At 69.4% G+C, this 11,725-nt stretch carries 10 protein-coding genes and 1 pseudogene; all 11 read right to left on the minus strand.

Annotated features, from left to right (window positions below; genetic code table 11):
* Window positions 1–929: Mur ligase domain-containing protein (locus VFX99_RS13680; protein WP_329666846.1), on the minus strand; the 929-nt coding region annotated here is incomplete at its 3' end.
* Window positions 930–1,010: 81 nt separating this feature from the next.
* The gene (locus tag VFX99_RS13685) at window positions 1,011–2,090 is read right to left on the minus strand and encodes a UDP-N-acetylglucosamine--N-acetylmuramyl-(pentapeptide) pyrophosphoryl-undecaprenol N-acetylglucosamine transferase (protein WP_329666847.1); all 1,080 of its coding nucleotides are present in this window, start codon (window positions 2,088–2,090) and stop codon (window positions 1,011–1,013) included.
* A 54-nt stretch (window positions 2,091–2,144) separates the two neighbouring features.
* Complete coding sequence (ftsW, locus tag VFX99_RS13690) at window positions 2,145–3,401, minus strand: putative lipid II flippase FtsW (RefSeq protein WP_329666848.1); 1,257 nt, start codon at window positions 3,399–3,401, stop codon at window positions 2,145–2,147.
* Window positions 3,352–4,902 (minus strand): UDP-N-acetylmuramoyl-L-alanine--D-glutamate ligase, encoded by a 1,551-nt coding sequence (gene murD / locus VFX99_RS13695; protein ID WP_329666849.1) that lies wholly within the window; start codon window positions 4,900–4,902, stop codon window positions 3,352–3,354. Before murD ends, ftsW begins: the two co-directional genes overlap by 50 nt.
* Window positions 4,899–5,999: a phospho-N-acetylmuramoyl-pentapeptide-transferase gene (mraY, locus tag VFX99_RS13700; RefSeq protein ID WP_329666850.1), complete on the minus strand. Its 1,101-nt coding sequence runs from the start codon at window positions 5,997–5,999 to the stop codon at window positions 4,899–4,901. The genes murD and mraY overlap by 4 nt, the downstream gene beginning before the upstream one ends.
* The gene (locus tag VFX99_RS13705; RefSeq protein WP_329666851.1) at window positions 5,996–7,408 is read right to left on the minus strand and encodes a UDP-N-acetylmuramoyl-tripeptide--D-alanyl-D-alanine ligase; all 1,413 of its coding nucleotides are present in this window, start codon (window positions 7,406–7,408) and stop codon (window positions 5,996–5,998) included. Before VFX99_RS13705 ends, mraY begins: the two co-directional genes overlap by 4 nt.
* A gap of 27 nt (window positions 7,409–7,435) precedes the next feature.
* Window positions 7,436–9,223: a penicillin-binding protein 2 gene (locus VFX99_RS13710; RefSeq protein WP_329666852.1), complete on the minus strand. Its 1,788-nt coding sequence runs from the start codon at window positions 9,221–9,223 to the stop codon at window positions 7,436–7,438.
* Window positions 9,224–9,227: 4 nt separating this feature from the next.
* A complete protein-coding gene (locus VFX99_RS13715; RefSeq protein ID WP_329666853.1) occupies window positions 9,228–9,824 on the minus strand; it encodes a hypothetical protein in 597 nt (198 codons plus the stop codon).
* Complete coding sequence (rsmH, locus tag VFX99_RS13720) at window positions 9,821–10,774, minus strand: 16S rRNA (cytosine(1402)-N(4))-methyltransferase RsmH (protein WP_329666854.1); 954 nt, start codon at window positions 10,772–10,774, stop codon at window positions 9,821–9,823. Before rsmH ends, VFX99_RS13715 begins: the two co-directional genes overlap by 4 nt.
* Window positions 10,775–10,877: 103 nt before the next feature.
* Window positions 10,878–11,309, minus strand: a complete 432-nt coding sequence (gene mraZ / locus VFX99_RS13725) for a division/cell wall cluster transcriptional repressor MraZ (RefSeq protein ID WP_329666855.1) — start codon at window positions 11,307–11,309, stop codon at window positions 10,878–10,880.
* Between the two features lie 193 nt (window positions 11,310–11,502).
* A pseudogene (locus VFX99_RS13730) lies at window positions 11,503–11,725 on the minus strand (DUF3040 domain-containing protein); the annotation flags it as partial.

Genomic DNA, 11,725 nt, shown 5'->3' on the forward strand with positions numbered 1-11,725 from the left:
TCGACGGCACGGACGGCGGGCTCGAGCTCGTAGCCGAGCGTGAGCAGCACGGCGACCGAGCCGGCGGCGTTGATCGCGTTGTGAGCGCCGGGAATGCCCAGCCGCGCATCGACAGAGCCACCGCCGGAGGTGATCGTGAACGAGACCGGTCCGTCGGTGTGGATGCCGCTGACCCGCACGTCGGCGGCATCCGATTCACCGAACGTGAGCACGTGCGGATGCGTCAGCCGCTGAGCGACCGAGCGCGCGCCCGGGTCGTCCGCAGAGAGGACGACGGCCTCGTGCGCACGATTGGCGAACGTCGCGAATGCATCCGTGAACGCGTCCTCGGTGCCGTAGTGATCGAGGTGGTCGGGATCGACATTCGTGATCAGCGCGATCGAGGTGTCGTACAGCAGGAAGGTGCCGTCCGACTCGTCGGCCTCGATCACGAACAGGTCGTCGGAGCCGGTGGCGCTCGAGGCGCCCAGCTGGGCGATCACACCGCCGTTGACGAAGGTGGGATCCGCGTCCAGCTCCCGCAGCGCCGTGACGATCATTCCCGTGGACGTGGTCTTGCCGTGAGCGCCTGCCACGGAGACGAGCCGGCGCCCGCCGATCAGCCAGTGCAGCGCCTGCGAACGATGGATCACCGGCATCCCGCGCTCTTTGGCCGCGATGAACTCGGGGTTCTCGGGCCAGATCGCGCCGGTGTGGATGACCGTGTCGGCATCGCCCAGGTTGGCGGCGTCGTGGCCGACGGTGACCCTCGCACCGAGCGCCGCGAGCTCCTGAAGTGCCGCGCTGTCCGCGCGGTCCGATCCGGAGACTCGGATGCCCCGCTCGAGGAACATGCGGGCGAGCCCCGACATGCCGGATCCGCCGATGCCGATGAAGTGTGCGGCCTCGATGCGCTCGGGGATGGGAAGGCTCAGGTCGGGTCTGATCATGACCCGTTCATCCTAAGTTCCGAGCCTGAGGGCCGGCCCTCGGCGCGCTGACCCGGCGTCGGCCCGCGCTGCCGCCGGAGGTCAGCGCCGGCTTCGCAGCGCTTCGTCGATCATCCCGACGACGTTGTCGGTGCCGGTGCGCGTGCCGACGGATGCCGCGGCCTGGGTCATCGCGTCGCGCCGTGCAGGGTCGGCCAGCAGCGGAAGGACCTCGGAGCGGATGCGGTCGGCGGTGAGTTCGCCATCGGGGATGAGGACCGCGGCGCCGGCGCGGACGGCGGATGCCGCGTTCAGGGCCTGCTCGCCGTTTCCGACGGCGTACGGGACGTACACCGCAGGGATGCCGAGGGCGCTGATCTCGCTGACCGTCGCTGCCCCTGCGCGCGCGACGATCAGGTCGCACAGCGCGAACGCGAGATCCATCCGGTCGACGTAGCGGCGCACGGCGTATCCGGGCACGTCCGGGTCGGGCAGCTCTGAGCGCTCCCCCGTCACGTGCAGGAGCTGCCAGCCCGCGTCCAGCACATCTTTCCACGCGCCGGCGAAGGCCTCGTTGAGGCGCTGCGCGCCGAGCGACCCGCCGAACACGAGCAGCGTCGGACGCGCCGGATCCAGCCGGAAATGGGCCGCCGCCTCGTCGTGGAGGCCCGCCCGGTCGAGGTCGACGATCTCGCGGCGCAGCGGCATGCCGACGACGCGGCTGCGGCGCAGCGGTGTCCCGTCGAACGCGACGCCGACGGCCGCGGCCCGACGAGCGCCGAGCACGTTCGCAAGCCCCGGGCGCGCGTTGGCCTCGTGGACGACGAACGGCACGCGTTCCCGGCGGGCGGCGACGTACGCCGGTGCGGACGCGTACCCGCCGAACCCGACGACGACGTCCACTCCGCGATCGCGGATGTGCGCGCGCACCTGTGCGATCGCGCGACGGAATCGCGACGGGAACGCCGCCGCGGCACGATCGGGCCGCCGCGGAAAGGGCACCTTGTCCACGAACAGCAGCTCGTACCCGCGCTCCGGCACGAGTCGCGCCTCCAGGCCTTCGCGCGTGCCGAGTACGAGGATCTCGGCATCCGGCTCGCGCGCCCGCAGGGCGTCGGCGACGGCGAGGAGCGGGTTGACGTGCCCCGCGGTTCCGCCACCGGCCAGCAGGTACGTCGTCACCCTCCGACCCTACCCGGGCCGCAGGACAGCCCTGCGGGCGAGGCGAAGGGCGGGTCAGGCCTTGGCGCGTGCTCGCGCCGCCGGCCGCGGCCGTGGGACCGTCGCGGACTTGACCGGCAGCGACCGCGCGAAGGACAGCAGGACGCCGGACGCGACGAGCACCGACAGCAACGAGGTTCCGCCCTGCGACATGAATGGGAGGGGAACCCCGAGCACGGGGAAGACGCGCAGCACGACGCCGATGTTGATCAGCGCCTGACCGACGACCCAGACCGTGATCGCGCCCGACACGATGCGCACGAACGGGTCGTCGGTCTTGCGGATGACGTGGAAGGCGCCGACCGCGAAGAGCGCGAACAGCGCGAGGACGACGGCGCAGCCGATGAGCCCGAGCTCTTCGCCGACGATCGCGAAGATGTAGTCGTTGGCCGCCGCGGGGAGCCAGTCGTACTTCTCCTTCGAGTTGCCGAGGCCCAGGCCGAAGACGCCGCCGCCCGCGAGTCCCCAGATGCCGTGCAGCGGCTGATAGCAGCTGTTGTAGTAATCCGCCAGGCAGTCCGCGTCGAGGAAGCTCATGATGCGCCGCATGCGGTCCGGGCTGGTGACGGCCAGTGCGGCCACGGCCGCCACCGAGACGATCAGGGGCAGGATGAAGATGCGCAGCTTCACGCCCGAGAAGAACAGCGCACCGAGCACGATGAGCACGAGGATCATCGCCGTGCCGAGGTCGTGGCCGGCGAGGACGGTCGCGATGACGAGCGCCCCGACCGGGACGACAGGGATGAAGACGTGCCGCCACAGCCCCAGCAGGGTCTGCTTGCGGAACAGGACGTAGCCCATCCACAGCGCGAGACCGAGCTTGAGGAATTCAGCCGGCTGGAACTGGAAGCCTGCGATCATGATCCAGTTGCGATTGCCGTTCGCCTCGACGCCGAGGCCCGGTACGAAGACGAGCAGCTGGAACAGGACCGACCCGATGAGCGCGGGCCACGCGGCGCGCTTCCAGAAGCTGATCGGCAGCCGGCTGCCGATGAACATGACCGGGATGCCGATCACCGCGAAGACCGCCTGCTTCATGACCGCCTCGTAGGGCGGCTCGCCCGCCGCCGTGGCCGTCGCGGAGGTGGCCGACAGCACCATCACGAGGCCGAAGCCGGTCAGCAGAAGCGCCGTGGACGCGATGAGCAGGAACTCGCTGGGCACGGGCGCGAACACCCGGCCGAGCGACACCCGCGCGGCGAGGCCGCGACGCGCGGCGGGGTCAGCCTCGATCGCCCGGGGACGGGTGCGGGTCTGAGTCGTGCTCGCCACCGCTCCCCTTCCCGATCCGATTGCGCACCGCGGCGGCGAATCGGCGCCCACGGTCGGCATAGGAGGCGAACTGATCGAAGGATGCCGCGGCGGGGGCGAGCAGAACGACGTCCCCGTCACGAGCGATCCCGGCTGCCAGCTCGACAACCCGGGCCATGACCTCTTCAGTCTCAGCGGCGTCCACCTCGAACACCGGGACTGCGGGCGCGTGTCGCGAGAACGCCGCGACAACGGGTGCCCGATCGACGCCGATCACGATCGCGGCCTTCGCGGAGATGCCGCGGCCGGCGACCAGCGCGGAGATGTCGACGCCCTTCAGCAGCCCGCCGACGACCCAGACCGAGCCCGGGAAGGCCGCGAGCGAGGACGCCGCGGCGTGGGGATTGGTGGCCTTCGAATCATCGACCCACGTGATCCCGTCCACCACCTCGACCACCTCGATGCGGTGCGGGTCGAGCCGGAAGCCGCGGACTGCGCTGCGGATCGCGGCGGGCGGAACGTCCAGCGACCGCGCAAGCGCGCTCGCCGCGAGGATGTTCGCGACGATGTGCGGTGCCGCAAGTCCCTGCTCGTCGAGCTCGCCGACGGTGGTCAGCTCGAGCGCGCTCCGGCGACGGTCCTCCAGGAAGGCCCGATCGACGAGGATCCCGTCCACCACGCCGAGGTCGCTCGGGCCCGGCACGCCGAGATCGAATCCGATCGCTCGCGCGCCTTCGACGACGTCCGCGTCCTCCACCATCGCCCGGGTGGCCGCATCCGCCTTGTTGTAGACGCACGCGACGCGGGTGCGATCGTAGACGTGCGCCTTCGCATCGCGGTACGCCTCGAACGACCCGTGCCACTCGAGGTGGTCGTCGGCGATGTTCAGGCACACGCTCGCGTACGGCGAGACGGGCTCCGGCGAGGCCTGCAGGCCCATGTACCAGAGCTGATGGCTGGACAGCTCCACCACGAGAGCGTCGAACCCCGCCGGATCGCGCACCGCGTCCAGCACCGGCGTTCCGATGTTGCCGACCGGCGCCGCCCGGAGCCCGCCCTCGACCAGCATCGTCGCGGCCAGCCGCGTCGTCGTGGTCTTGCCGTTCGTCCCGGTGATGAGCACCCAGTCCGCGGGCGAGCCGTCCGGGCGTACGACCTTGTCGCGCACGCGCCAGGCGAGCTCGATGTCGCCCCACACCGCGATCCCCGACTCGAGCGCCCACTCGATCACCGGATGCCGCGGCGGGAAGCCGGGCGAGGCGACGACCACCTCGGGCTCGAACCCGGCCAGCTCGGCGGGCACCCCGTCCAGCGCGCCGACCCACGACCTCACGCCGATCACCGCCAGCAGCCGCTCGTACTCGGGGTCGGCGGCCTCGGTGACCACGAGCACGTCGGCACCCAGTTCGGCCAGCGTGTCGGCGGCGGAGAATCCGGTGACGGAGAGGCCCAGCACGACTACCCGAAGACCCTTCCAATCGGCGCGCCAGCTCGTCAGGGCATCCAGCCGGCCGGAGCTCATGTCTGCGACAACCACTCGACGTAGAACAGGCCGACCCCCGAGATGGCCAGCATCCCGGAGATGATCCACATCCGCACGACGATCGTGATCTCGGGCCAGCCGCGCATCTCGAGATGATGGTGGAAGGGGCTCATCAGGAACAGACGCCGGCCGCGGGTGAGCTTGAAGTAGAGCCGCTGGGCGATGACCGATCCGCTGGCGAGGGCGTAGACGCCGGCAACGAGGATCAGCAGGAGTTCGGTGCGGGTGAAGATCGCCATCGCGGCGAGGACTCCGCCGATGCCCATCGAGCCGACATCGCCCATGAAGATGCTCGCCTTCGGCGCGTTCCACCACAGGAAGCCGATGAGCGCACCCGCGAACGCGGCCGCCACGATCGCGAGGTCGAGCGGATCCCGCGTGTCGTAGCAGGCCCTGAGGAATTCCGGTCCGCCGGTGCAGACCTGCTGGAACTGCCAGAAGGCGATGAGGCTGTAGGCGCCGACCATGAAGACCCCGGCACCGGCGGCGAGGCCGTCGAGCCCGTCCGCGACGTTGGCGCTGTTGGATGCTGCGACCCCGATGAACGAGATCCAGGCCAGATAGAGCAGCCAGCCGAGGATGGGCCCGAGCGCCATGAACGACAGCACGTCTATGTCGCGGAACACCGAGACGTACGCAGCCGCGGGGGTCTGGCCGACCCGGTTGGGCAGATTCAGCGCGATGACGGCGAACGGCACGAGCACGATCACCTGGCCGAGGATCTTGCGCCAGCCGGTGAGACCCAGGCTGCGCTGGCGATGCACCTTCATGTAGTCGTCGATGAAGCCGACCGCGCCGAGGCCCACCATCAGCCAGATCACCAGCAGCCCCGAGATCGTGGGCGGGTTGTTGCCGGTGTAGGTGCCGACGAAATAGCCGACGATCGTTCCGACGATGAAGATCGTGCCGCCCATCGTCGGCGTTCCGCGCTTCTCGCCGTGGCTGGGGTTGTGCACGTCCTCCGGCGTCCGGATCACCTGGCCCCAGCCCCACCTGCGGAACAGGCGCATGAAGACGGGTGTCAGGAACAGGCTGAATGCCAGTGAGATCGCAGCCGCCGTCAGAAGTGATCTCACGAGAAGGATTCTCCCAGACGATCGCCGAGGAACCGCAGACCGGCCGCGTTGGACGACTTCACGAGCACGCGATCGCCGTCACGCAGTTCGCCGATCAGATAGTCGTACGCCTCGTCGGCGTTCGGGAAGAAGACGGCCTCGGCATCCCACGAGCCCTGCGCGATCGCCTCGAGGTACATGCGGCGCGCATCGGTTCCGACCACCACGATCCGCTGGATGCCGAGCCGCACGGCGAGCAGCCCGACGCGGTCGTGCTCGTCGTCGGCGTACTCGCCGAGCTCGCTCATCGCACCCAGCACCGCGACCGTCCGCTGACCGGGACCCGTGATCTGCGCGAGGGTCCGCAGCGCAGCCGCCATCGAATCGGGGCTCGCGTTGTAGGCGTCGTTGATGATCCGGATGCGTTCCGTGCCCAGCGGCTGCATGCGCCACCGCTCCGCCAGTTCGACGGTCTCCAGTCGCTTCACGCACGCTGACAGCGACACCCCGAGGGCCGTCGCCGCCGCGATCGCCGCGAGCGCATTCATGACGTGGTGCTCGCCGAGAACCCTCAGGTGCAGCCTGGCGGAGTCACCGTCGGCGAAGACGACGCAGCGGGTTCCGTCTGCGGTCACCTCGACCTCGTCCGCGTGGACCTCCGCCGCGGGGCCGCGACCGAACCACCGCACAGCGGCGCCGCCTTCCCCGGCGATCGGCGCCATGGCGGCGACCCGGGGGTCGTCGGCGTTGAGCACCGCGATGCCGCCCGGACGCAGTGCGCGGACGAGTTCCGCCTTCGCCTGGAACGTCGCCTCGATGCCACCGAATCCGCCGGCGTGCGCGAGTCCCACCATGAGCACCACACCGATGTCGGGCTCGACCAGTCCGGCGAGGCGGGCGATCTCTCCGGGCGCGCTCGCCCCGAACTCACTCACCAGGAAACGCGTGCCGCGCGCCACGCGCAGCATGGTCAGCGGAGCCCCCACCTCGTTGTTGAACGACGCACGCGGTGCGACGGTCTCGCCTTCATCCTCGAGGATCCGGGCCAGCAGGTTCTTCGTCGTGGTCTTGCCGTTCGATCCGGTGATCCCGACGATGCGGAGGTGTCCGGCATCCCGAACCTGCGCCACGACGTGGCGCGCGAGGTCGGCGAGGGCGCCGATCGCGTCGGTGACGACGATCTGACTGACGGATGCCGGCACCACGCGCTCCACGATCGCCACCGCGGCACCGTTGGCGACCGCCGCATCCACGAACAGATGGCCGTCGGTGATCTCACCCGGTTTCGCGACGAAGATCCCGCCGGGTTCGATGAGCCTGGAGTCGGTGTCGACACCTCCCGAGACCTCGGTCTCGGGAGAATCGTCGGAAGCGAGATGGAGCCGGCCGTCCAGGACGGACGCGAGCTGAGCAAGGGTGAGCGCGATCAAAGGTTCTCCGGCCGGATCGGGCGCTGCTCAGCCGAATTTGGGAAGCAGCGTCGGCTCCGTCGTCGCGGGCATCACCCGGTAGGTCTTCAGGACCTGGGTCATCGCCTTCTGGAACGCCGGTGCGTTGGCCGCAGACGATGTTACCTTGGTCGGCGAGTCGAAGGTCACCGCGACCACGTACTGCGGATCGTCGGCCGGCGCGAACCCGATCATCGTGGTGAAGTACACACCCTGCCGGTAGCGACCGGTCTCCGGGTCGACCTGCTCGCCCGTGCCGGACTTGACCGCCACGCGGTAGCCCGGCACCGCCACGTCGTCCGCGTAGCCGGCCTGCAGCGCCACGTTCTCGAGCATCCCCTGCACCTGCACCGCCGTCGACTCGCTGAGAACGCGCGTGGAATCGGGGACGTCGGGCTGGACGACCGTGCCGTCCGCGTGGGTGCACGACTCCACGAGCCGCAGGGGCACCTTCACCCCGTCGTTCGCGATCGTCCCGTAAGCGCCGAGCAGTTCGGGCACCGTGGTCGTCAGCGCCTGACCGAACGTCGTGTTGTACACGGTCTGGTTGTCCCACTCCGACGGCTCGTACACCAGCCCCTGCTGCTCACCCACGAACCCGATCGCGCTGCCCGTGCTGATGCCGAACTTCTTGAGGTAGTCGTAGCGCACCTGGGGGTCCACGCGTTCGCTGAAGCGGGAGATGCCCGCGTTCGAGGAGTCGATGAGCACACCGGCCAGTGTGTAGAGGTACGGCTCGTGCGAGAACGAGTCGGTCACGCGCGCGCCGTTGTCGAAGGTCTCCCAGCCGGATGCGATGACGGTGGAGGTCGGGGTCTGTCCTGCGGCGTCGATCAGGGTCGCGGCGGTGATCGGCTTGAACGTGGAACCCGGCTCGAACGTGTTCTTGAAGATGCGGCTGTACAGGTCGTCATCCGGCGATGCGGCGAAATCGTTCGGGTCGACCGTCGGGTAGTCGGCCATCGCCCGCACCTTTCCGGTCTTGACCTCGACCACCGAGATCGTGCCGCTCTTGGCGCCCATGTCCTGCGTCTGCTCGCCGATCAGCTGCTGCAGGTACCACTGGAGATCGCGGTTGATCGTGAGTTCGAGCGTTCCGCCGTTCACCGCGGGCTGCTGCTGCTCGGTGCCGGGGATGGTGACGCCGTCCTTGCCCTTCTGGAATGACAGCGTGCCGTTCGTGGCCAGCAGGCAGTTGTTCTGGCTCTTCTCGATGCCGGCCAGCGGTACGGCGTCGCTGCCCATGAAACCGACCAGGTTTCCGGCCACCGCGCCGTCCGGGTACGTCCGCGCGGGATGGGCGTCGAAGGTGAGGAACGGGGCGCCGATCGCGACGAGGTCGCGGTACTGCTCGGTCGTGAGTCCGCGCTCGAGGTAGGCGAACTGCGAGTCGGGGTCGTCGGCGCGCGCGTCGGCGACGATCTTCTGGATCTCCTCGGAGGTCTGACCCGTGATGGCGCCGATCTCGCCCGCGACCTTCGCCCAGGGCACCACGACGCGCTCCCCCTCGTCGTTCTCACGCGTGACAGGCCCCACGTTCTTCGGGTCGAGCACGCCGTCGTACAGCAGGATGCTGCCGGCCAGAAGCTGGCCGGACTCGTCGACGATCTCCCCGCGCGTCCCGTAGAGCGTGCGCGACGCGCCGAGCGCCACTTTCATGGAATCGGCGATGTGGGTGTCGGCGTTGACCACCTGGATGTCCACGAGCCGCACGATGAAGCCGGCGAGGACGGCGAGCACCACGGCAAGCGCGATCACCGTGCGACGCCGAGGGCTTCGGGTGCTTCTCGTGGTCATGTGATCAGTGTGTGCTCGGAGTGGGCAGTCCGTCGGTGAGCGGCGGCGGAGTGTTCACGACTCCGCCGTCCGTCACGACGACCGGTGCCTCCACGGGCGCGCCCTGGATGGTCGCGTCCGGTGCTGTCACCAGCGGGGTGTCGGTGATGAGCGCGTTGGGCACGGAGGCGCGGCCGATGGCGTCGATCGACGATGCGCCGAGCGCCGCCTGACCCTCGCCGAGGAGCGCGCCGTCGCTCAGCCGCAGGTAGCTCGGCGATTCGTCGATGACCATTCCGAGTGCCGATGCGTTCGCCGCCAGGTACTGCGGGGAGCTGAGTCCGGCGACGTCGTCGTAGAGGATCTGCTTCTGCCAGGTGAGTTCGCGCGCCTCCTGACTCAGCGTCGACAGCTCGTAGGAGCTCTGCGTGGTGAGGATCGACAGCGCCATCTGCGCGGTCCCGATCGCGAGCGCTCCGGTGAGGGCGACGACGCCGTAGACGAGCTTCGGTCGACGGCGGCGCGAGGGCTCTTCGACCACCCGCAGTCGGCGGCTTGTGGAGTCTCCGCGGTGGGCGGCACCTGGTGCGACGAGCGCGGCGGCCTGACTGAGGGCGCTCATGCGGCATCCCTCACGCGCTCGACTGCGCGCAGGCGCACCGGCGTGGCCCGCGGGTTGCGTGCGCGTTCCTCGTCGCTGGCCTGCTCGGCTCCCTTTACCAGCAGCCGGAAGCGCGGCGCGTGCTCGGGGAGTTCGACCGGGAGGCCTGCCGGCGAAGTGGATGCCGCGCCCTCCGCGAGCGCGCGCTTGACGATGCGGTCTTCGAGGGACTGGTACGAGAGGACGACCATGCGGCCGCCGACCGGAAGCACGCCCAGGGCGGCGGGGATCGCGCGCTCGAGCACGCTGAGTTCGCCGTTGACCTCGATGCGCAGCGCCTGGAACACGCGCTTGGCGGGGTGGCCCGTGCGCTGTGCTGCATACGGCGTGGCCGCGGTCAGGATCTCCACGAGCTGTCCGGACCGCTCGATCGGTGCCGAGTCGCGCGCCTTGATGATGGCGCGTGCGTAGCGGCCCGACAGCTTCTCCTCGCCGTAGCGCTCGAAGATCCGGCGCAGCTCGCCCTCGCTGTAGGTCTCGAGGATGTACGCCGCCATGGGTCCGGTCGTCTGATCCATGCGCATGTCGAGCGGGGCATCCTTCGAATAGGCGAAACCCCGGTCCGCGACGTCGAGCTGCAGCGACGAGACGCCCAGGTCGAAGAGGATGCCGTCCGCCGTCTCGAATCCGGCCGACTTCAGCGCGGCCTCGATGCCGTCGTAGACCACGTGCACCAGCGTGAGGCGATCGGCGTAGCGCTCCAGCCGCTCGCCGGCGATGCCCAGGGCGTCCTGGTCCCGGTCGAGTCCGACCAGATGGATGTCGGGGAACCGCTCGAGGAATGCTTCGGCGTGCCCGCCCATCCCGAGCGTGGCGTCCACGAGGACGGCGCCCTCTCGTTGCAGGGCAGGGGCGAGCAGCTCGACGCAGCGGTCGAGCAGGACGGGTGTGTGGATGTCGCGCAGGTTCATGGGATTCGGGATCGGTGTCCCCAGATCCTGATCCCCATCCGCTCTGACCTGACACCGGGGAAGTGCGGCAGGGCGTGAGCGGCTGGGAGTCAGGGTCGGGGGCTCAGAACAGGCCCGGGATCACCTCCTGCTCGAGTTCGGCGTAGCTCGCTTCATTACCTTCGGCGTACGTGTTCCACGAGTCGGCGTTCCAGATCTCAGCGTGCGCGCCGACGCCCGTGACGATGAGGTCCTTCTCGAGGCCGGCGTACGCACGCAGCGACGGCGGGATCGTGATGCGGTTCTGGCTGTCGGGCTTCTCGGCGCTGGCGCCGGAGAGGAACATCCGGAGGAAATCGCGGGCCTGCTTGTTGGACAGCGGCGTCTCGCGGATGCGCTCGTGGATGCGCTCGAACTCATCGGAGCTGAAGACGTACAGACAGCGCTCCTGGCCGCGGGTGATGACGATGCCGCCGCCGAGGTCGTCGCGGAACTTGGAGGGGAGGATGACCCTGCCCTTGTCGTCGAGCTTGGGAGTGTGCGTGCCCAAGAGCATGTGCCAGCCACCCCCTTCGTCCGGCCCCCGTGAGGATGTTCGCCACTTTACTCCACTTTCCTCCACTTTGTCACTCATTCCCGCCAGGAGGGGGATCGATCCCTCCCTCGGCGCATCCGCACCGCCGGGCACAACGAAAAAGCACCGACCCGGAGGTCGGTGCTCAATGCGTGCGGTCCCGCAGGACCGGCGGTCAGGGCCCGTCTTGCCGGCGATCCCAGCGCTCGTTCATGCGATCCATGAACGAGGAATGGGCGCGCGGCTTCGACGGCGCTGGTGCAGCATCGACGGGGCTGCGCGGGATGCCTCGGGTCGGCGTGACGGCGAGGATGACGCCGCCGAGCATCACCACGAAGCCGATGACACCGACGACGATGAGTTGGGTCGATACCCCGACGACGAGCCCGCCGAGACCG

This window comes from Microbacterium sp. (genome assembly GCF_036277215.1).
Classification (GTDB): Bacteria; Actinomycetota; Actinomycetes; order Actinomycetales; family Microbacteriaceae; genus Microbacterium.

What these genes read in the sequence shown, in the direction of transcription:
- murD (WP_329666849.1), bottom strand. Translation starts at nt 4,902, where the DNA reads ATGAGCTCCGGCCGGCTGGATGCCCTGACGAGCTGGCGCGCCGATTGG.
- mraZ (WP_329666855.1), bottom strand. Translation starts at nt 11,309, where the DNA reads ATGCTCTTGGGCACGCACACTCCCAAGCTCGACGACAAGGGCAGGGTC.
- VFX99_RS13715 (WP_329666853.1), bottom strand. Translation starts at nt 9,824, where the DNA reads ATGAGCGCCCTCAGTCAGGCCGCCGCGCTCGTCGCACCAGGTGCCGCC.
- rsmH (WP_329666854.1), bottom strand. Translation starts at nt 10,774, where the DNA reads ATGAACCTGCGCGACATCCACACACCCGTCCTGCTCGACCGCTGCGTC.
- VFX99_RS13710 (WP_329666852.1), bottom strand. Translation starts at nt 9,223, where the DNA reads ATGACCACGAGAAGCACCCGAAGCCCTCGGCGTCGCACGGTGATCGCG.